Annotated in this window: 15 protein-coding genes and 1 other RNA gene; 9 read left to right on the forward strand and 7 right to left on the reverse strand. The window is 66.9% G+C overall.

All coding sequences use genetic code 11. The annotated features are described in order from the left end of the window. The first annotated feature begins 191 nt into the window (after positions 1–191). Together AC06DU_RS06195 and AC06DU_RS06200 are read left to right on the forward strand one after the other, a co-directional pair. Complete coding sequence (locus AC06DU_RS06195) at positions 192–2,060, forward strand: ATP-binding protein (RefSeq protein ID WP_184431807.1); 1,869 nt, start codon at positions 192–194, stop codon at positions 2,058–2,060. A 24-nt stretch (positions 2,061–2,084) separates the two neighbouring features. Next, a complete protein-coding gene (locus AC06DU_RS06200; protein ID WP_478203809.1) occupies positions 2,085–4,409 on the forward strand; it encodes a tetratricopeptide repeat protein in 2,325 nt (774 codons plus the stop codon). Between the two features lie 982 nt (positions 4,410–5,391). Here AC06DU_RS06200 and AC06DU_RS06205 read toward each other — a convergent pair. After that, complete coding sequence (locus AC06DU_RS06205) at positions 5,392–6,492, reverse strand: NADH:flavin oxidoreductase/NADH oxidase (RefSeq protein WP_046342034.1); 1,101 nt, start codon at positions 6,490–6,492, stop codon at positions 5,392–5,394. A gap of 545 nt (positions 6,493–7,037) precedes the next feature. Here AC06DU_RS06205 and AC06DU_RS06210 point away from each other — a divergent pair. Genes AC06DU_RS06210 through AC06DU_RS06235 form a run of 6 tightly spaced genes read left to right on the forward strand, consistent with a single transcriptional unit; the run spans position 7,038 to position 12,457 of the window. Continuing rightward, the gene (locus AC06DU_RS06210) at positions 7,038–7,880 is read left to right on the forward strand and encodes an STAS domain-containing protein (protein ID WP_046342035.1); all 843 of its coding nucleotides are present in this window, start codon (positions 7,038–7,040) and stop codon (positions 7,878–7,880) included. Position 7,881: 1 nt separating this feature from the next. Continuing rightward, complete coding sequence (locus tag AC06DU_RS06215; RefSeq protein ID WP_039511434.1) at positions 7,882–8,244, forward strand: STAS domain-containing protein; 363 nt, start codon at positions 7,882–7,884, stop codon at positions 8,242–8,244. Next, positions 8,241–8,636 carry an ATP-binding protein gene (locus AC06DU_RS06220; RefSeq protein ID WP_016901512.1) on the forward strand — a complete coding sequence of 132 codons (396 nt, stop codon included), beginning with the start codon at positions 8,241–8,243 and terminating at the stop codon, positions 8,634–8,636. The genes AC06DU_RS06215 and AC06DU_RS06220 overlap by 4 nt, the downstream gene beginning before the upstream one ends. Beyond that, a complete protein-coding gene (locus AC06DU_RS06225) occupies positions 8,627–9,637 on the forward strand; it encodes an ATP-binding protein (protein ID WP_478203810.1) in 1,011 nt (336 codons plus the stop codon). The genes AC06DU_RS06220 and AC06DU_RS06225 overlap by 10 nt, the downstream gene beginning before the upstream one ends. Next, on the forward strand, positions 9,634–10,509 hold the full coding sequence (locus AC06DU_RS06230) for a sensor histidine kinase (RefSeq protein ID WP_065031873.1): 876 nt from the start codon (positions 9,634–9,636) through the stop codon (positions 10,507–10,509). The genes AC06DU_RS06225 and AC06DU_RS06230 overlap by 4 nt, the downstream gene beginning before the upstream one ends. Further along, on the forward strand, positions 10,499–12,457 hold the full coding sequence (locus tag AC06DU_RS06235; protein ID WP_478203812.1) for a response regulator: 1,959 nt from the start codon (positions 10,499–10,501) through the stop codon (positions 12,455–12,457). Before AC06DU_RS06230 ends, AC06DU_RS06235 begins: the two co-directional genes overlap by 11 nt. 232 nt (positions 12,458–12,689) lie before the next feature. Here the strand turns inward: AC06DU_RS06235 and AC06DU_RS06240 are convergent, their stop codons facing one another. Together AC06DU_RS06240 and AC06DU_RS06245 are read right to left on the reverse strand one after the other, a co-directional pair. Then, positions 12,690–14,339, reverse strand: coding sequence for a glycoside hydrolase family 43 protein (locus AC06DU_RS06240; protein WP_478204372.1), 1,650 nt, complete (start codon positions 14,337–14,339; stop codon positions 12,690–12,692). A 249-nt stretch (positions 14,340–14,588) separates the two neighbouring features. Further along, positions 14,589–14,665: non-coding RNA, sX9 sRNA (locus tag AC06DU_RS06245), on the reverse strand. Between the two features lie 108 nt (positions 14,666–14,773). Here AC06DU_RS06245 and AC06DU_RS06250 point away from each other — a divergent pair. Continuing rightward, positions 14,774–17,143, forward strand: a complete 2,370-nt coding sequence (locus AC06DU_RS06250; RefSeq protein ID WP_478203814.1) for a TonB-dependent receptor — start codon at positions 14,774–14,776, stop codon at positions 17,141–17,143. A gap of 156 nt (positions 17,144–17,299) precedes the next feature. Here AC06DU_RS06250 and trxC read toward each other — a convergent pair whose 3' ends face one another. The 4 genes from trxC to AC06DU_RS06270 all read right to left on the reverse strand — a co-directional run bounded on the left by trxC (position 17,300) and on the right by AC06DU_RS06270 (position 20,372). After that, on the reverse strand, positions 17,300–17,746 hold the full coding sequence (gene trxC / locus AC06DU_RS06255) for a thioredoxin TrxC (RefSeq protein WP_478203815.1): 447 nt from the start codon (positions 17,744–17,746) through the stop codon (positions 17,300–17,302). Between the two features lie 177 nt (positions 17,747–17,923). Beyond that, positions 17,924–18,289: a DUF1428 domain-containing protein gene (locus AC06DU_RS06260; RefSeq protein ID WP_046345870.1), complete on the reverse strand. Its 366-nt coding sequence runs from the start codon at positions 18,287–18,289 to the stop codon at positions 17,924–17,926. Between the two features lie 377 nt (positions 18,290–18,666). Next, complete coding sequence (locus tag AC06DU_RS06265; protein ID WP_024938077.1) at positions 18,667–19,797, reverse strand: hybrid sensor histidine kinase/response regulator; 1,131 nt, start codon at positions 19,795–19,797, stop codon at positions 18,667–18,669. Further along, positions 19,794–20,372, reverse strand: coding sequence for a chemotaxis protein CheB (locus AC06DU_RS06270; RefSeq protein WP_167763526.1), 579 nt, complete (start codon positions 20,370–20,372; stop codon positions 19,794–19,796). The genes AC06DU_RS06265 and AC06DU_RS06270 overlap by 4 nt, the downstream gene beginning before the upstream one ends. Positions 20,373–20,374 lie beyond the last annotated feature (2 nt).

The following is a 20,374-nucleotide window of genomic DNA, read 5'->3' on the forward strand; positions in this document are numbered from 1 at the left end:
CAGGCCGTGGCGTGTCGTTTCCGAAGCGCATGCTGCAGTGGCGACCGAACGGCCGGCCAGCCATTGGAAGCCGTGAGAGTGCGGCGCGCGTGCGTACGACGTGGCTTGCGGCTATCCTGTTCGGCTCGCACTGCCACCCAGGAAGGCGCGTCCGAGGATGGGCGTGGCCGCCAAGGAAACGATGAACGATCATGCAAGATCACACCTCCGAGGCGACGGACGCCTCCCAGATCCGCCGTGCAGGCGTCGATCTCAACGGACTGATGTCCGTCCTCAGCAAGCATCTGTATTCCACGCCGGTGGTCGCGCTGCGCGAGCTGGTGCAGAACGCGCACGACTCGATCCTGCGTCGCCGGCTGGAACAACCCGACTGGCAAGGCGAATCGCGCATCGAAGTGCATGCCGACGCTGCCCAGGGAATCGTGCGCATCATCGACACCGGCGCCGGGCTGACCCAGCAGGAGATCCACGATTACCTGGCCACGGTCGGCGTGGGGTATACGCGTGGCCTGCGTCAGGGCGGGCATGAGGACAGCGGCCTGATCGGCATGTTCGGGCTGGGCTTTCTGTCGGCCTTCGTGCTGGCGCGCCGCGTCACCGTGCGCACCACCTCCTACCAGAGCCCGACGCTGGGGCATTGCTATATCTCCAGCAATGCCGAGCAATACACGGTGAGCCCGATCCCGGCGCGTGCGCAGGTCGGGACGGAAGTGGTGCTGGAACTGCACCAGGACTATCTGTTGTTGGCCCAGGAAGCACGGCTGCGCGAAATCCTGTCGCGCTATTGCGCGCTGCTGCGCGAGCCGATCTGGATCGGCTCCGATACCCAGGCGATCAACCCCGAGCCGCCGCCGTGGCGCATGCACGATGCGGTGCCGTTGCATCCGGTGCAGGCCTGGCGGCGCCAACGCGAGTTTGCTGCACGTTTCGAGCGCAACTTCGAACCCTTGTGCTGCATGCCGGTGCGCGCGGAGGAGGGCAGCGACGCGGTCGGCCTGCTGTGGGTGCAGGACGGGGCCACCTATGGCACCAGCGACAACCGCAATCTGTCGGTGTTCCTGCGCGGCATGCTGCTGGACGACAACGCGCGTGAACTGTTGCCGCCGTGGGCGGGCTTTATCGGGGGCGTGATCGAATCCAACCGCTTGACGCCCACCGCCAGCCGCGAAGACCTGCAGCGCGATGCCACCTACGCGGCCGTGCAGCACGCGTTGTCCGAGGCGCTGGTGCAGGGCCTGGCCGATGTGGCGCGTCAGCAGCCGGAAGCCTGGCGGCGCATCCTGCTGCGGCACAACGAGGCATTGCTGGGCGCTGCCTTGTGCGACGAGCGTCTGTTCGAGTTGCTGATGGAACACGTGCGGGTGCCGACCTCGCAGGGCGACCTGCCGGCGCAGCAATTGCCGGCGCGTGGTGCGGTGCACGTGATCCTGGACAGCGACAGCGGTTTCGAAGAAATGCTGTTCCGCGCGATGGGCGTGCCGGTGGCCTACGGAAATCGCTATGCGGTGGTGCCGTTCCTGCGCCGCTGGACGCAGGCCAAGGGCGTGCGCCTGGTCGAGCTGGGCACCGAGCAGGGCAACCGGCAGTTGTTCCAGCTGGACACGCTGCCGGCCGACGAACTGGCCTGGCTGGAACAGCATCTGGGCGATGGCGAAGCGCTGGTGCCGGCGCGTTTCAGCCCCGAGGCATTGCCGTTGGTGGTGGTGCCCGACCGCGAGGCCGAACTGAAACGCCGCCTGGAGCAGGACGAGAACGACAAGCGGGTGTCCACCGCTGCGCTGCGGCTGGCCCGGCAGTTCACGGCGGGGATCGAAGCACGGCAGACCCAGCGGCTCTACCTGAATCTCGATAACCCGGCATTGCAGGCGCTGCTGGCGGCGCAACGCGCCGGCAATCCGCAGGCGGCGGTGGCGGCACGGCTGCTGCGCTCACTGAAGGTGATCGTGTCGGCGCAGGGGCGCACCCAGCCGCAGCCCGGTGCCAACGCATCGGGCGGATCGGATTTGAACCGGGCCTTCGGCGATCTTGCCGAGGCCGTGACCCAATTGCTGGCACGCTGAGCGCCGCATCGAAGGAGCAACACGATGGAAATCTGGAACTGGGTAGAGAAGCTGCAGGACGATCTGGGCGAAGCCGGGCAGCCGCAGAATGCGCAACTGCTGACGCGCCTGACCGACCATATCTGCGACCTGCAGATCGAACGTGCCGAAGCGCTGTTGCCCGAGGCGCGTGCGCTGGGCAAGACGCTGGCCAATCCGTGGCTGGAGGTGTTCGTCGGGCATTGGGAAATGCGCAACCGGGTCGGCAACCTGTGCGAGGGCGAGCGTGCGCTGAGCGATGCGGTGACGCTGTTCGAGCGTGCGCACCGCCCCGATGCGGTGGAGTGCCCGCAGTCGGTGTGCGTGACCCAGGATCTGGCCGCGTGCTACGCCAACATCGACGGTCCGGGCTGGGTGGAAGAGCGCATCGAGGTGTGCGAGGAAACGCTGGGCCGCATCGATCCGAGCTGGTCGTGCTACCAATGCCTGAGCTGCGAAAAAGCCGATGCCTTGCTTGACGACGGACGCGGCGAGGCGGCGCTGAGTTATCTGGAGCAGCAGTCGCAGACCATTGTTGCGCATGGCGGGCAGATCTACGACGGCGTGCCGGACATGCGCATTTCGATCCTGCTCTCGCTGGGCCGCGCGGAAGACGCGCTGGCACTGATCGAGCAGCGCGAGCGCGAGGCCGCGCGCGAAGGCGCGGAGTGGGCCAACTGCAGTCAGCCGCGGCGTTTGCAGAAAGCCCGCGCCCTGGCGATGTTGAATCGCGACGACGAAGCACTGGAAGCGTTTCTGCCGTGGCGCGAGGTCGCGCCGCGCTACCGCCTGCACTGGTTGCGTGCGGTGGTGGTGCTGGTATCGCGCCAACCCGAGCGCAACACCTGGGATCTGGGCAGCCGCCTGCAGGTGATGCTCGATCATTACGCGCAGGTCGGTGCGCATCGCATCCTGATCGAGGCGGCCGAGATGGCGATCGGGCTGGCCTTGCAACGTGGCGCGGTGTGGACCGCACGCCGCCACCTGGCGCTTGCGCGTGCGCATGTGCCCAAGTTGCGCCAGGACCGGGGCGCCACGCAACTGCTGGACGGTCTGGCCGTGCGCATCGAAACCGCACCGGCCGGCGAGCCGGCGCCGGTGCCCGCCGAGCAGTTGCTGGCATGGCTGGATGCGCAGGGCGAAGACGTGGCGCGTAACCCCGAGCGCGAGGCGCAGTGGTTGCTGCAGGCAGTGGCCGAGCGACCCGACGATGCCGAGTTGGTGGACACCACGGCGTCGGCATTGAGCGCGTGTGCGGCCGACGACGAGGCGATCGCGCTGCTGTGGTCATTCGTGCAGCGGCATGCCGATCGCGAAACCAGCCCGACCTTCCGGCTGATGAATCTGCTGCTGGGCCGTGGCGACGAGGCCGGCCTGCGCCGGCTGGCGCAGCTGTATCGCCCGCTGGTGCCGGTGGCGGCGTTGTGGTGCGAGGCGCAGCTGGCCCAGCGGCTGGCCGATTGGCCGGCACTGGAGCAGGCCTGCACCGCGTTGCTGGAACTGTCGCCCGGCTCGCACGGGGCGCGCGGCTTGCTGGGGCGCATGTATCTCAATACCGGCCGCTTCGCCGATGCCACCGAGGTGTATCGACAGTTGACCGAGTTGATGGAAGAACCGCGTTCCGCGCATTGGGATCACATGACTGCGGCCAGCGCGGCGCAGCAGTGGGACGCGGTGCGCGCCTCGGCGCTGGCGCTCGGCATGGAGCTGAGCAGCACCAGCGGCGTGGTCGAAGAAACCTGGGGTTGGGTGATCGTGCGCTGCGTGGATGACGGCGAGGCAGCCGAGTACTACGCGCGGCGCACCGGCCCGGTCACCGCGCGTATCGTCGAAAATGCACCGGCGCATCGGCGCCAGCATGTCGGCGACTGGGTGGTGTTCGATGCGGAGTTGTTGTATCCGCCGCCGGAGGACGAGGCCGAGCGCGAGCGCTTCGTGCCGACCTATGCGCAGGTGCATGTGCTGGAGGCGGGCGGTTACGGCAGCAGCTGGCTGGTGGATGGCGTGCATCCCGGCGAGCAGGCGATCGAGGCCTTGCGCGAGGACATCGAAGCGCGTGGCTGGAAACTGTGGCTGCATAGCCGCGACGACTATCGCGTGGTCGATCCGCAACACGCGGAGGCGTTCGACCCGGAAGATGCGAGCACGGGTCTGCCGGGCGTGCTGTTCACCGTGGCGCTGCCGGAAGCGGCGCCGCCGCTGGAACTGCATCGCGTCCTGCTGGCCACAACCGCGCAGTGGGCGCACCCGATGTGCTGGCTGCGCCTGGCCGAGGCCTGCGATCAGGACCCGCGCCCGCATCTGGACGCAGTGGAGCGTTACGGGCTGTAGGGCGGCGATCAAGCTCGTCGCGCATTAGCTGCTGACGCGGCCGCCGCCGGGATTGGGGATTGGGGATTGGCCATTCGGGATTGGCATGCGTGGTTGCGTGCCAACTGCTGGCCTGTCGTCAGGAATGGTGATGCTCGGAAGAACGTGCAGCCCATCTGGCTGTTCGCATTTCTTTCCGCAACCGATAGCAATCGGTGGTGCTTGCGCGGTTGCCGGCGTGGGACCTTGCGCGGCATGGATCTCGCGCCAGAGCCTACACGGACGTACTTGCGGCGTGTCCCACGCCGGTACGCGGGCAAGCGCCCTCGGCAGACCGAAGCATTCGCGTAGAACCGGTGGATGTCGTGCGCGAGATTGATCGGTGTGCGGAGTCGGTCGGCGGCGCGGCGCCGCATCCAGTGTCGGGACACGCCGTGAATCCGTCCCTGGAGGCTCGGTGGCGACATCCATGTCGCCACACGGTCCCGCCACCGGACGCGGCGCCACGCTCCCCATATTGCTATCGCTGATCGGCAAGCAATGCTTCAAGCAGGTGTTGATGCCTGCGGACTTCGTGGCCGATGTAATCAGTAAGCCTTCCATCTACTGTCACGTCGCCAGGAATGGACGCTAGGAAGAACGTGCAGCTCAGCTGACCCTCCGCATTTCTTTCAGCAACCGACAACAACCGGTGGTGCTTGCACGCGTGCCGGCGTGGGACCTTGAGCGGCATGGATGCCGCGCCAGAGGCTACAGGGACGTACTTGCGGCGTGTCCCACGCCGGTACGCGTGCAAGCGCCCTCGGCAGACCGCAGCATTCGCATGGAACCGGCAGAGGTCTTGCACAAGATTGCCAGGTCTGCGGAGCTGGTCGGCGGCGCGGCGCCGCATGAAGTGTCGGGATACGCCGGGAATCCATCCCTGGAAACCCGGTGTAAGCGCCCGCAGCAGACCTAAGCATTCGCCTGTACGGCTATCTCGCAGTGCATGGCAGCTGCCCGATCAGCTGCGCTTGCCGTAGCGCTCCAGCCAGTGCGCGTACGAGGGCGGCAGCACCCACGACGGGCGTTCTTCGCCCAGGGCCAGTGCGGCGTGATACGGCCAGTGTGGGTTGGCCAGGTGCGCGCGGCCGACCATCACCAGCTCCATCTGTCCGGCGGCGACGACGCGGTCGGCTTCCAGCGGATCGTCGATGTTCCAGGACGAGGCAACCGGCAGCTGCGCCTCGCGGCTGACCCGTTCGGCGTAAGGCGCCAGCAAGGCCGGTCCCCATGGAATCTGCGCAGTCGGGGTGCTAAAGCCGATGCTGACGTTGAGCAGATCCAGGCCGCCTTGCTTGAAGTTGCGCGTCAGTGCGATGGCTTCCTGCAGGGTCTCTTCGTCGCGGCCATCGAATTCGATCACGCCAAAGCGTGCGGTGAGCGGCAGCTGTTCCGGCCAGACCGCACGCACGGCCTGCAGCGTTTCCAACAGGAAGCGCGCACGGTTGTCGGCAGTGCCGCCGTAGTGATCCTGGCGTTGATTGGCGTGTACCGAGAAGAAGCTTTGCGCCAGATAGCCATGGGCAAAATGCAGCTCCAGCCACTGGAAGCCGGCATCGCGCGCGCGCTGCGCGGCGGCGACAAAATCGCCGCGCACGCGGGCGATGTCGTCCAGCGTCATCTCACGCGGCACTTTGGGCAGGCCGCCGCCGAAGGCGATGGCCGAGGGCGAGATGGTGTCCCAGCCGCGCGGGTCGCCGTCGGGGATGTGGTCGTCGCCTTCCCACGGCAGGTTGGCACTGGCCTTGCGGCCGGCGTGGCCGATCTGGATGCCCGGCACCGCGCCGGCAGCGCTGATCGATGCCGCGATGCGCGCCAGTCCCTCGGCCTGGGCGTCGTTCCACAGGCCCAGGCACCCGGGGGTGATGCGTCCTTCCGGCGATACGCCGGTAGCTTCGACGATGACCAGGCCCGCACCGCCGCGCGCCATGCTGGCGTAGTGCACCTGATGCCACGCGTTGCTGAGGCCGTCGACGGCGGTGTACTGGCACATGGGCGGCACCGCGATGCGGTTGCGCAGGGTGACGTCCTTGAGTTGATACGGAGAGAACAGCGATGACATGGAGAGCGACCACCTGAGAAAAAGCAGGCTGCGATCAGACCACGCCTGGCTGCCGCGCAGACACCCTGCCGGTGGCACAGCGCGTTGCATGCGGTGCCGGTTGTGGACGAGCGGGCCAGCCGGCGCAGCGGGCGCGTCCGCTGGCATGGGATGCGCGCTTCCGACAGGTATGGGGCGGCGTCAGACGCGCTCTGCCCGCAAAACCATGACCACCGTTGCGTAGCGGTCGGCGGCTACACGCACGGCCGAGCCGGCGGTGGACGCCAACCGGCGGCCGTCGCGCCTGCAATCGTCGCGCCTGTGGCAAGGGAACGGGACGGCAGTTATCGCATCTTTCCAGGCGTGGTCGCGCTCACGTTCACCGCGTGCGCCGCAATGTCAAACTCTGTCTGCACGTTCCACTGACCGCTACAGGTTCGTCGCTGGTTGCCGAAACTGAATTGCTTTATTCTGCTGCGCTTCGGCGTGGGGGCGCCGCGCCAGTCAGGGGGCGCCATCGTCCCGCATGCCCAGCCTTCTCTCTTCTACTCTCGGCGGGTGAACTCATGGTGGCATTGCAGCAGCGCTCGATCGATGCGATTCGTGGCCAGGAAACGGCGTTGTTGGCTGCATGGCTGAGCTCCAGCCTGGGCAGCGATGGACGTATTTCCCGGCAGGACGTCGAAACCCAGAGCGCGGACTTTTTGCATCTGCTGGTCGCTTCCCTGAAGGACGGCGGCAGCAGCCTGGATAGCGCCGACTGGAGCGAGGTGCGTCGTTTCCTGGAAAACCTCTCGCGCGACCGCGCCACCCGTGGCTTCGATTCGCAGGAAACCGCCAACTTCATCTTCTCGCTCAAGCGGGTGCTGTTTGCGCTGATGCAGCGCGAGTATGCCGATGCGCCGGAGGATCTGGGCCAGCAGCTGTGGGCGCTGTCCGAGCTGCTGGACCGTCTGGGCCTGTACACCGTCAAGGCGTTCCAGAAGACCCGCGAAGACATCATCGTGCGCCAGCAGGAAGAAATGCTGGAGCTGTCCACCCCGGTGGTCAAGCTGTGGGAGGGCGTGCTGGCACTGCCGATGATCGGCACGCTGGATTCGCAGCGCACCCAGGTGGTGATGGAGTCGCTGCTGCAGCGCATCGTCGATACCGGCTCGGAAATCGCCATCATCGACATCACCGGCGTGCCCACCGTGGACACGCTGGTCGCGCAGCACCTGCTCAAGACCGTCACTGCGATCCGCCTGATGGGCGCCGACGCCATCATCAGCGGCGTGCGCCCGCAGATCGCGCAAACCATCGTGCACCTGGGCCTGGACCTGCAGGGCATCGTCACCAAGGCGAACCTGTCCGACGCACTGGCGCTGGCGCTCAAGCGCATCGGCGTGACCGTGGGCAAGGCGGGCTGACATGGAGCGCATCCCGATCCTGCGGATGGGCGACCTGCTGCTGGTCACCATCCAGGTGGACATGCACGACCAACTGGCAATGACGCTGCAGGAAGACCTGTCGGAAAAGATCAGCGCCACCTCCGCGCGCGGCGTGCTGATCGACATTTCCGCACTGGACATCGTCGACTCCTTCATCGGCCGCATGATCAGCACCATCTCCGGCTTGGCGGCAATCATGGATGCCAGGACCGTGGTGGTGGGCATGCAGCCGGCCGTGGCGATCACGCTGGTCGAGCTGGGCCTGACCCTGCCGTCGGTGCGCACCGCGCTCAATGTCGAACGCGGCATGCGCCTGTTGCAGCAACCCGATCGCGCTTCGTGACCACCGGTTCGCAACCGGTGCGCACCGAACAGGATGTGGTGCTGGCCCGGCAGACGGTACGCAAGCTGGTGGTGCAGTGCGGCCTGCGTCTGGTCGACCAGACCAAGCTGGTCACCGCAGCCAGCGAGCTGGCCCGCAACACCGTGATCTACGGCGGCGGCGGCGACATGGATTGGGCCCTGGTGGAAAGCGGCATCCGCAAGGGCGTGCAGCTGACCTTCCGCGACGAGGGCCCCGGCATTCCCGACCTGGATCTGGCGCTCACCGATGGCTGGACCTCCGGCAGCGGGCTGGGGCTGGGCCTGTCCGGCAGCCGTCGGCTGGTGGATGATTTCGTGCTGGACACCGCGGCCGGCAAGGGCACGCGGATCACCATCACCAAATGGAAGTGATGCTCGCCGGCGAGGTTACGCGCGCGTTTCGCGTCGACGAAACCAGCCAGGTCGGGCAGGCACGCCGCGAGGCGGCGGTGCTGGCTCAGGCGCTGGGTTTCGATGAGGCCGCCTGCGGGCGCGTGGCGCTGGTGGCTACCGAGCTTGCCACCAACATGGTCAAGCATGGACGTGGCGGCGTGCTGCAGTTGTCCACGGTCGCCACCGCCCAGGGCATGGGTGTGGAGATCTGCGCCATCGACGGCGGCCCCGGGTTCGCACTCGTGGACGGCCTGCGCGATGGCTATTCCACCGCCGGCACGCCAGGTACCGGGATGGGTGCGATCCAGCGCCAGGCGCAGGTGCTGGATGCGTATTCCGATGCCAAGGGTGCGGTGGTGATGGCACGGTTGTTTGCGCAGCAACGCGCCGAGCTGGACCTGCCGTACGGCGCCATCCGCCTGCCGCTGCACAACGAAACGGTGTGCGGCGATGCCTGGCATCTGGCGATTGGCGAGCAGCGGGCGACCGTTACCCTGATCGATGGCCTGGGCCACGGTCCGGGCGCCGCCGAAGCCGCCGACGCCGGCGCGCGCGCAGCGGCGGCGGCCCGCGGCGAACCCGGCGAGCGCATCGCGCAGCTGCATGCCGGCATGTCGGGTACCCGCGGCGGCGCGGCCGCGGTGATGCAGTTCGACAGCAGCACCGGCCGGGTGCGCTTTGCCGGGGTGGGCAATATCGTCGCCTCGCTGTGCGATGGCGACGGCGTGCGTGGCATGCCGTCGCATCCGGGCATCGTCGGGGTGCAGTTCCGCAAGGCGCAGCCGTTCGATTTTGCGGATGCCGCCGGCAAGCTGCTGGTCATGCACAGCGATGGCCTGCAATCGCGCTGGAACCTGCGCGATCACCCGGGCCTGCTGTCGCGCCATCCGCGCCTGATTGCGGCGGTGCTGTTGCGCGATTACACGCGTGGCCGCGACGATTGCGGCGTATTTGTCATGCGGCTGGGAGGCCTGCAATGAATGCTTCCGGTGAGACACCGCCGCTCGATCCGCTGGCCGAACTGGATGCGCTGCGGCGGCAGAACCAGGCCCTGCGCGAAGAGCTGGAAGAGACCAACCAGGGTGTGCTGGCGCTGTATGCCGAGCTGGATCAGCAGGCCGAGCAGCTGCGCGATGTGTCCGAGCTCAAGAGCCGCTTCCTGTCGTACATGAGCCACGAGTTCCGCACCCCGCTCAGTTCGATCCTGAGCATCACGCGGCTGCTGGAAGACGGCATGGACGGGCCGCTGACTGCCGAGCAGTCCAAGCAGGTGCGCTTTGTCAGCGCCTCGGCGCGCGAGCTCACCGAGATGGTCGACGACCTGCTGGATCTGGCCAAGATCGAGGCCGGGCGCATCACCATCTCGCCGGGCTGGTTCGATCTGATGGACCTGTTTGCGGCCTTGCGCGGCATGTTCCGCCCGCTCACCGATGCCGGCAGCACCACCTTGATCTTCGAAGACCCGCCGGTGCTGCCGATGCTCTATACCGACGACAAGAAGCTGGCGCAGATCCTGCGCAACTTCATTTCCAACGCACTCAAGTTCACCCCGCAAGGCCATGTGCGCGTATTTGCGCAGCTGGAAGGCGAGACCCATGTGCGCTTCAGCGTGCAGGACACCGGCATCGGCATTCCGGCCGAGCTTCACGACGCCTTGTTCGAGGATTTTGTACAGGTGGATTCGCCGTTGCAGAAACGCCTCACCGGCACCGGTCTGGGGCTGTCGATCTGCAAGCGGTTTGCCGAGTTGCTGGGCGGCACGGTGGGGATCAACAGCGTGGTCGGGCAGGGCTCGGAATTTTTCGTGGTGCTGCCGGTCACGCTGGCAGCGGAGGATGCACTTGGGCAGTAAGCCACACATTCTGGTCGTCGACGATAACGCGGTGACGCGTTATTCGGTGCGCCGCGTGCTCGAACACCATCAGTTCGTGGTCGAAGAAGCCGGCACCGGCACCGACGGCCTGGCCAAACTGGCCGAGCAGGCATTCTCTGCGGTGGTGCTGGACGTCAATCTGCCGGACATGAGCGGCTTTGACATCGTGCGCACGCTGCGCGCCGAGCCGCGCACCGCGTTGCTGCCGGTGGTGCACGTGTCGGCCGCGTCGATCGCCACCGGCGACATGATCACCGGCCTGGAGGCCGGTGCCGACGCCTACCTGATTCACCCGGTCGACCCCAGCGTGCTGGTCGCCACGCTGCGCACCCTGCTGCGCGCGCGCCAGGCCGAAGACGCCTTGCGCATCAGCGAGGCGCGCTTCCGCGAGATCTTCGAGCACATCAGTGCACCGATTGCGGTGGTCGATGCGAGCTTGCACACGCATGAGGCCAACGCGGCGTTCCAGCGCTTGATCGGTACCGTCACGCCCGGCGAGGCGCTTGCCGTACCCGGCGTGGACCAGGCCGCCACCGTGCAGGCGCTGACCAACGCACTGGCGCAACGCGAGCGCTGGAGCGGTGCCTTGTCGATCCTGCGCGAGGGCAAGGTGCGCGAAACCGAGTGGCGCGTGTCGCCGTATCGCGAACCGGATCTGGGCCTGCTGCTGGTCGAGGACGTCACCGAACAGCGCCTGCGCGAGCGTGAGCAGCGCCAGGAGCTGGATACCGCCACCACCGAGCTGGCCCACCAGATCGCCGAGCGCCAGCGCACCGAAATCCAGTTGCTGCAGGCGCAGAAGATGGAGGCGCTGGGCAAGCTCACCGGCGGCATCGCGCACGACTTCAACAATCTGCTGACCAGCATCATTTCCGGCCTGGACATGATCCAGCTGGCGGTCGAGTCCAACCGCATCGAGCGGGTGCCGCGGCTGGCCGAGATCGCCACCGGCTCGGCGCATCGCGCCGCCGCACTGACCCAGCGCATGCTCGCCTTCGCGCGCAAGCAATCGCTGGATGCGCAGGCCTTCGACATCAACACACGCGTGCGTTCGCTGGAAGACATGCTGCACCGCTCGATCGGCGAGAACATCGTGCTGGAGCTGGAGTTGGCCGACACGCCACTGGTGGCGGTGGCCGATGCCAACCAGCTCGAAAACGTGGTGCTCAACCTGGTGATCAACGCACGTGACGCCTTGAAGGGTCGGGGCACCATCCGCATCCAGAGCGCGGCCTACACCGCGCAAGGCGATCCGGAACTGGACGATGGTGATTACGTGGTGCTGAACGTGATCGACAATGGCAGCGGCATCGAACCGGCCATCCTCGATCAGGTCTTCGAGCCGTTCTTCACCACCAAGCCGATCGGCGAGGGCACCGGCCTGGGCTTGTCGATGACCTATGGCTTTGCGCGCCAGTCCGGCGGCACCGCACGCATCACCAGCACCGTGGGCCGCGGAACCACGGTGGCCTTGCTGCTGCCGCGCGGGCTCACTGCCAGCGCAGTGCCGCCGGCACCGGCACCGAGTTCGCCCCGTACACGCAGCGAGCGCATCTTGCTGGTGGACGACACCGATGTGGTGCGCATGATGGTCAGCGAGGTGCTCAGCGATGCCGGCTACCACGTGGTGGAAGCCGATGATGCCAACGGCGCGCTGGATCAGTTGCGTGCCGGGGTAGAGATCGATCTGGTGGTGTCCGACGTCGGCCTGCCCGGCATGAACGGGCGCGACATGGCCGACGTGGCGCGCGCGCTGCGGCCGGGCTTGCCGATCCTGTTCATCACCGGCTACGCCGAAAACGCCGCCACCCGCCAGGAATTCCTGGCCGACGGCATGGCGCTGCTGCCCAAGCCTTTCAGCCTCAACGATCTGCTCAACATGGTCGGGCAGATGCTCGATAGCAGCGTGATCGCCGCCCGCGCCTGACGCGGTTTACGCGGCGTAGGCGCCAGCTGTCGGTGCCTGCCTGCCGCGCAACGATAACGATAGCGATGTGCCGCGACGCCTCAGGCGTTGCGCGCGTCCAAACCAGTGTCCAGCTGCGTGTGTTTCAGGTGTGCGCCGCCTGTGCCTGACACGCCGTGCTGCACGCGCCTGGCTGCAGTGGATGCCTGTGCAGTGCGCCGGCAGCACCGGCGTGTCGTTGGCGTGCGTGCGCTCACTGCGCGTACGCGTACGGGCCAAACGTGGCACCCAGGAAACCGCCGGCGCTGTCGGTACTGAGCATGCGGGCATCGCCCTGTTCCAGCAGCGTCTGCCACTGGCCGCTGCCGACTGCGTAATCCACATGCACGCGTGCGCCATCCAGGGCGAAGCGCAGCGTGACCGGTTGGGTTGCATCGGCCAGCGGCGCGCGCGCCAGCACGGTGCCGCTGCCTGGCTCCTGCGTCCCGGCGCGGCGCGACAGCACCACCGACATGCCGGCATCCTCGCGCACCAGCAGTAAGGCCAGGTAATGCGTTTCCCTGGCGACGATCGCCAGCCCCGCCTGTTCGCCCGCTGCCAGCGTGCTGCCATCGACGGTCGCCGCCAGCGTGGCGTGGTGATGCTGCAGACGGTGGCCCAGATACGCCGGCTGCCCGCGGCCGATATCGCCCAGCGCCACGCTCGAGGGCGTGATGCGCAGACCCTGCGGGCCGGTGACATACCACGGCGCCGTTGGCGGATGGATGGTCATCCATTGCATCGGCACGCGCGCGTCCTGGAAATGCTCGCTCCACTGCATTGGCCCGCTGGTGGGTGCGTCCTGCGTGCCTGCCGGCAGCGGCGGGCGCGTGGCAACCGCAGGCACAGCCGTGCCGTGCGGCAGTATCACCGGCCAGCCGTCGCGCCATTGCACCGGCAGCAGGAAGGTTTCGCGACCCAGGGTGTAGTGGTTGCCTTGATACGGGCGGGTGGCCAGGAATACCGCCCACCAGGAGCCGTCCTGCAATTCGACCAATTGCGCGTGGCCTGCGGAGGTGATCGGCGCGCTGCGGCTGGGGTCCAGATCGCGCTGGGTCAGCACCGGATTGCCGCTCCAGGGCTGGTAGGGCCCGGCGATCTGGCGGCTGCGGTAGATCATCTGTGCATGCTGCTCGCCGGTGCCGCCCTCGGCTGCGGTCAGGTAGTAATAGCCATCGCGACGGAACAGGTGCGGGCCTTCGATATGCTCGGGGTTGCTGGCCGGCTGGAAGCCCGCATCCACCAGTACCTGGCGCGTGCCGACCAGTTTCATGCTGGCCAGATCCAGCCGCTGCAGCCAGATCGCGCGGTGCCCGTCGTAACGCAGCTTGCCGGCCGGCACATCGTTGTTGACCAGCCAGGCGCTGCCGTCGTCGTCGAAGAACAGCGATGGATCGATGCCCTTGGCATCCAGCCAGATCGGGTCCGACCAGGGCCCGGCCGGGTCCTTGGCGGTGATCAGGAAATTGCCGCCATCGCAGTAGAAGCAGGTGTTTGCGATGTAGAAGGTGCCGTCGTGGTGGCTGATGCTGGCGGCGAACAGGCCGCGGGTGAGTTCGTCGTTGCCGTATTTGATCTGATCGGGGCGATCGATCGCGTTGCCGATCTGCGTCCAGTGCACCAGATCGCGGCTCTTGAACACCGGCAGGCCGGGGAAATAGCCGAAGCTGGAATTGACCAGATAGAAGTCGTCGCCGACGCGGACCGCCGACGGGTCAGGATGGAAACCGGCCACGACCGGGTTGCGGTACTGCGCCGCGGTCGGTATCGGGCCGCCGTCATCGCCCTGGTAGTCGATCCGGCTGAACACCGCGCTGCCGGCCTGCGCCAGCTGACAACTCACTGCGGCCAGTACGCCCGCCATCCATCCAAGTCGTTTCAAGCTCTGTTCCTCTCCGCTGAGCGCGTCCGCATGGCGCCAGCATGACAGCACGCGGCCAGCGCAGGCATGCCGTTTCGAAATGCCTGGCGCGCGTCGCGGCATGGCTCTGCAACGGCGGCCATGTGCGCAACGGCACGCTTGCCATAGAGCTGCAACATTGCTGACATATCGTGCGCGCGGCGCCACCTTGCGTCGTCGGCCGGCATGCCCGGTGCCGACGGACGCTGGAGTGGCCAACAACACGTGGCGAGCAGGGGTCAGGTGGGTGCGGACGGTGGGGGAGGAACCGGCGTGTACGAGTGCGACGTGCCGATTCCAAGTACCGGCCGTGCCCGACTGATCGCCGCGCAGTCATGTTGATCGCCACGTTTGCCTCCGTGTCACCCCTCGCGTCACCTACCCAAGGATCATCTCGCATGTCGTTGTACTCGTCTGTCTCCGCGTCCCTGACGTCCGCCACCACGCACGCACCCGCACGCCGTCGCGCCGCCTTGCAGCGCACGCCGCTGGCGCGTGCCTGCGCCGGCCTGCTGCTTGCCTCGCTGGCCGCTGCTGCCTCTGCGCAGCAGGCGCCGACGCGTGAGGGTGAGGGCAGCCCGACCGCGCTGGATACGGTCACCGTCACTGCCGAACATCGCGAGCAGAACCTGCAGGAAGTGCCGGTGTCGGTGGGCGTGGTGCAGGGCGCGGCGATGCGCGAGTTCACCGCCGGTGGCGACGACACGCTGCTGGCGCTGTCCGGCCGCGTACCGGGCTTCTATGCCGAGACCACCACCGGGCGCATCTTCCCGCGCTTCTATATCCGTGGCCTGGGCAATATCGACTTCTATCTCGGCGCTTCGCAGCCGGTGTCCATCATCCAGGACGACGTGGTGCTGGAACACGTGGTGCTCAAGTCCAACCCGGTCTACGACGTGGACCAGGTCGAAGTGCTGCGCGGCCCGCAGGGCACCTTGTTCGGCCGCAACACCACCGCCGGCATCGTCAAGTTCGACACCATCAAACCCGGCGATACGTATACCGGTCGCGTCGATGCCAGCTACGGCAGCTACAACACCGTGTCGCTGGATGGCGGCTTCGGTGGGCCGATCAACGACGTGCTGTCGTTCCGCGTGTCGGCCCTGTACCAGCACCGCGACGACTGGGTGGACAACACCTTCGCCGGCAGCAGCGCCGACGGCACGCGTACCCCGCGCAAGGATGCAATGGGCGGCTACAACGACCGCAATGCGCGCCTGCAGTTGCTGCTCAAGCCCAACGACGCGTTCTCGCTGCTGGGCTCGGTGCATACGCGCGACTACGACGGCACCTCCACGTTGTTCCTGCGCAATGCGGTCACGCGCGGCAGCGACAAGGTCGACGTGCCGCGCGATCGCGTGGCCTACGACGAGGCGCACGACAACCCGCAGGCGTATCAGACCGACGGCGGCTCGATCAAGGCGATCTACGATTTCGGCGGCGTGTCGCTGACCTCCATCACCGCTTACGAGACCACCTCCGGCTATAGCCGTGGCGACACCGATGGCGGCGCAGCGGCGAACTACCCGGTCAACGGCGTGCCGAACGGCTTCGGCCAGTCGATGGGGCAGATCCGCGACCTGGACCAGTACACCCAGGAACTGCGTCTGGCCAGCGAAGGCGACGACGCTCTGCAATGGCAGGTGGGCGCGTTCTACTTCGACGGGCGCGACACCACCGATTTCTATCAGCGGGCGTATTTCCTGCAGACCGCCGCGCGCAACCCCAACAACTGGGTGCGCCTGCGCAACACCAATACCTCCTGGGCCGGCTTCGGGCAGCTCAGCTACAAGGCCACCGACGCGCTCACCCTGACTGCCGGTCTGCGCCAGACCAAGGACAGCAAGGAAACCCGCCTGCTCAAGACCGCCGATACCGCCGCCGGTGCGGTGACCTATCGCGGCCGTCGCGACGTGCGCATGTCCGACACCCAGCCCAGCTGGGATCTCAGCGCGATGTATGAGGTCAATCCCGAGCTGAGCGTCTATGCGCGCGTGGCACGCGGTTTCCGCGGCCCGACCATCCAGGGCCGCAGCGCGGTGTTCAATTCGGATTTCACCACCGCCGATTCGGAAACCATCCTGTCGTGGGAAGCCGGCATCAAGAGCAGCCTGTTCGACAACCGCCTGCGTCTGAACGTCAGCGGCTTCTCCTATACGGTGGACGACATCCAGCTCAACGGCAACGACTCGGACGGTAACGGCGTGCTGTTCAATGCCGACAAGGCCAAGGCCTACGGCCTGGAGGCGGATCTGGACTGGCGCCCGATCTCCAACCTGTCGCTGACCGCCGGCCTGAGCCTGTTGCATAGCGAAATCCACGACGATCGCGTCTACGCGCAGGCCTGTGCGCTCAACGGCGTGGTGGTGTGCACGGTCAACGACCCGACCATCCGCGTCGGTGCCAACACCTTTGCGCAGATCGACGGCAACCCGCTGCCCAACGCGCCCAAGTACAACCTCAACCTGGCCGCGCGCTACGACATTCCGGTGGGCAACGATGGCGCCTTCTTCGTCTCCACCGACTGGAACAAGCAGGGCGAAACCAGCTTCGTGCTGTACGACTCCACCGAGTTCCGCGCCAACGGCAATTTCGAAGGCGGCCTCAAGCTCGGTTACACCGGCGGCTATGGCGCGTGGGAGGTGGCGGCGTTTGCGCGCAACATCACCAACGAGAAGAACGTCAAGGGCGTGATCGAAAACTACATGGCGGCGGTGTACAACGAGCCGCGCGTGGTGGGCGTGTCGGTCAACGTCAACTGGCAATAAGAGCGACTGAAAAGTCGCCAGCGGCTGCACAGTGCTCTGGTCAGCCGCTCCCGGTGCTTGATCGATCGACTGCATCACTGCGCGTGTGCCGCAGTGATGCCGATCGTAGAACGTAGAACAGACCCGCTGCGTGCATCATGCAGCGGGTTTTTTGTATCAACGGCTGCGCAACACCGACTGCACCCAGCTGACGATCTGCGCGCTGCTCGCCGCGCCGGAGTGACGGCCCAGCTCACTGCCGCCGCGGATGACCAGCAAGGTCGGGATGCTGCGGATGCCGAAGCGCGTGCCAAGCGCCGGATGCAGATCGGTATCGACCTTCGCCAGCCGGACCTGCGGTTCGAGCAGTGCCGCGGCTGCGGCAAACTGCGGCGCCATGCTCAGGCACGGCCCGCACCACGGCGCCCAGAAATCCACCACCAACGGCAGCGCGCTGCGCACCGCATGCTTATCGAAATCGGCCTCCGACAGCGCCACCGGCGTGCCCAGGAACAATGGCTTGTGGCAACTACCGCAGTTGGGTGCATCGCGCAGACGCGCAGCTGCGACACGGTTCATCGCAGCGCAGCTCGGGCAGGCGACTAAAAGCGGTGCGTCGGTCATGCGGTGGTCTCCGGTGGCAGGCAATGCAGTCGCTGCGCCCGCGCATCGTGGGCGGCGAGCGCGGCTGCATGCGGCCAGTGTAACTGCCATTGTCTAAGGCCCGGTGCCGTCGGCCACTGCCGCAACACCGGGTGTGCGGCGCTCATGCCACAAGCTGGCGCACGCGCGCTGCAGTGCTCAGCCCGATTGCCCCAGGCTCAGGATCGGAACAAAGCCGCCGTAGATCAGTCGCTTGCCATCGAACGGCATCGGGTTGACCGACGGGTCCATGCGCGGGTCGTCCATCATCTTGCGCATGCCCGCATCGCGGGTCGCCTTGTCCGGCCATTCGATCCACGAAAACACCACGGTTTCGTCCTCGCCGGCAGCGACCGCGCGGTGGAAGTCGGTCAGTTGTCCATGCTGGACGTCATCGCCCCAGCACTCCACCACGCGCAGCGCGCCGTATTCGATGATGATGGCATCGCCCATGCGGGCATGTTCCAGAAACGCGGCCTTGTTGGCCGTGGGTACCGCGAGTGCAAATCCATCCACATACGACATGACCACCTCCTCGGACATGGCGCACGGCGTGCGCCGGATGATGACGACAGATGCTGGTGCGATCGAAACAGGCTGCAACGCTGCGCCGGGACGGGGCGTGGAGTACGAGCATACGGCGCATCCGTCATGCGGGCACTGGTCGCGCCCGCATGACGATGCAAACCGTCTTCGTGCCGGCTTCCGTTGTCGGATCGCATGCGCCGCGCGCTGCGTGAGGCGTCCTGGATGAGTTCGTCAGAGGGATTATGTTGTCGCGATGGGCTGGGGTTGCGACAGGCCGCCAGCATCGGGGTTGCACGGGCTTCGATCACCCATCACGTCTTGCCGGGCGCCGCGGCGAACGCCCGGCGTGATGCTTGTCGCCCCGTTGGCCGCGATTACGCGGCCAGATTGTGTCGCCGCAGCACGGCTTCAAACACCACGTCGCCGTCTTCGTTGCGCGCCTGCAGCGTGCCGCCGTGCGCCTTGACGAACTGGTCTGCGATGAACAGGCCCAGCCCCAGGCCCTGGCTGGCATGGAAGCTGGCCTTGAACGGCTCGAACAGGCGCGGCATCAGGCTGTCCGGGATGCGCCCGACATTGCGCACCGACAGCCGCAGCGTGTCGCGTTCGCGTCCGTCCAGATGCACCCGCACCGGCTGGCTGCCGCCATGCAGCACCGCATTGCCGACCAGGTTGGACACGACCTGGGCCAGGCGATCGCCATCGCCATCGCCGTCCAGATCGCCTTCGGTACGCAGGTCGATCGGCGTGTGCGGGTTGGCCTGCGCCACTTCGCCCACCACGCTGTGGGTGACTTCGCCCAGATTGCAGGGGCCGAACTGCATCGACAGCCCGTCGCTGCGCAGCCGCGAGAAATCCAGCAGCTGCTCGACCATCCGCGCCATCCGCCGCGCGCTGTTTTCCAGGTGATCGAGCGTGCGTGCGGCCGAGCCATCGGCCTCCACATCCAGGCCGAGCTTGTCGGCGCACAGCAAGATCACCGACAGCGGCGTACGCAGGTCGTGGGTGAGCACCGCCATCATGGTTTCGTTGAGGGTGAGCGCGCGTTCCAGCGAGGCGTTGCGTGCCTTGAGCAGGCGCCGCTGCTGGTACAACTCGATGAACACATTGACCTTGCTCAGGATCACGTGCGGCTCGATCGGCTTGTGCAGGAAATCCACCGCGCCGGTTTCGTAGCCCTGGAAGGCGCGCATCGGGTCGTTTGGCGATGCGGTCAGGAAAATGATCGGCACATGCCGGCTGCGCTGCGAGCCGCGCATCAGTTCGGCCAGCGAAAAACCGTCCATTTCCGGCATGTGCACATCCAGCAGCGCCAGCGCCACGTCGTGTTCGAGCAGCAGCTCCAGCGCCTGCGCGCCGGACGCGGCACACAGCACCTGGAGGCCGTCACGCTGCAGCAGCGCTTCCATCGCCACCAGGTTCTGCGGCACGTCGTCGACGATCAGCAGCTTGGCGGGTTCGTCGCCATTGCTGTGCGCAGCCAGGCCGGTCGCGGTGAGATTCATGGGTGAAAGGCTTCCAGTCGGCTGCAGATCGCCTGCAGGGTGAGCACCGCATCGGCGCCAGCATAGGCGAGAGCGGAGGCGGGCATCAGCGGTGAAGCGGCATCGTCGGGGCGCTGGATCCAGGCGGTGCCACCGACTGCGCGCACCGCCGCCACGCCGGCGCTGCCGTCGCTGCTGGCGCCGGTGAGCAGGATCGCCAGCAGGCGCCGCCCGAAGACGTCGGCCGCCGATTCGAACAGCGGGTCGATCGCCGGGCGCGAGAACAGCACCGGTGCATCCATCGACAACGCCAGGCTGTCGCGCGTTTCCACCAGCAGATGGTAGTCGGGCGGGGCGATGGTCACGCTGCCGGCAAGCAGTGGCTGCTTGTCTTCGGCCTCGCGCACCGGCAAGGCGCAGCGTGCATCCATCAGCTCGGCAAGATGGCTGGTGCGGTCGCGCGGCAGGTGCAACACCACCAGCACCGGCATCGGCAGGTCTGCAGGCAGGCTGGACAACAGCGCCTGCAGGGCCATGACGCCGCCGGCCGAGGCACCGATCACCATCGCGTCGAACTGCGCCGCCGCCGCGTGCATTG

This window comes from Xanthomonas sp. NCPPB 3200, from assembly GCF_056393585.1.

Coding starts and splice junctions, on each gene's coding strand:
- trxC (WP_478203815.1), bottom strand. CDS start 17,746: ATGACCGACGCACCGCTTTTAGTCGCCTGCCCGAGCTGCGCTGCGATG.
- AC06DU_RS06225 (WP_478203810.1), top strand. CDS start 8,627: ATGGAAGTGATGCTCGCCGGCGAGGTTACGCGCGCGTTTCGCGTCGAC.
- AC06DU_RS06270 (WP_167763526.1), bottom strand. CDS start 20,372: ATGCACGCGGCGGCGGCGCAGTTCGACGCGATGGTGATCGGTGCCTCG.
- AC06DU_RS06265 (WP_024938077.1), bottom strand. CDS start 19,797: ATGAATCTCACCGCGACCGGCCTGGCTGCGCACAGCAATGGCGACGAA.
- AC06DU_RS06230 (WP_065031873.1), top strand. CDS start 9,634: ATGAATGCTTCCGGTGAGACACCGCCGCTCGATCCGCTGGCCGAACTG.
- AC06DU_RS06210 (WP_046342035.1), top strand. CDS start 7,038: ATGGTGGCATTGCAGCAGCGCTCGATCGATGCGATTCGTGGCCAGGAA.
- AC06DU_RS06240 (WP_478204372.1), bottom strand. CDS start 14,339: ATGGCGGGCGTACTGGCCGCAGTGAGTTGTCAGCTGGCGCAGGCCGGC.
- AC06DU_RS06200 (WP_478203809.1), top strand. CDS start 2,085: ATGGAAATCTGGAACTGGGTAGAGAAGCTGCAGGACGATCTGGGCGAA.
- AC06DU_RS06195 (WP_184431807.1), top strand. CDS start 192: ATGCAAGATCACACCTCCGAGGCGACGGACGCCTCCCAGATCCGCCGT.
- AC06DU_RS06250 (WP_478203814.1), top strand. CDS start 14,774: ATGTCGTTGTACTCGTCTGTCTCCGCGTCCCTGACGTCCGCCACCACG.
- AC06DU_RS06205 (WP_046342034.1), bottom strand. CDS start 6,492: ATGTCATCGCTGTTCTCTCCGTATCAACTCAAGGACGTCACCCTGCGC.
- AC06DU_RS06260 (WP_046345870.1), bottom strand. CDS start 18,289: ATGTCGTATGTGGATGGATTTGCACTCGCGGTACCCACGGCCAACAAG.
- AC06DU_RS06215 (WP_039511434.1), top strand. CDS start 7,882: ATGGAGCGCATCCCGATCCTGCGGATGGGCGACCTGCTGCTGGTCACC.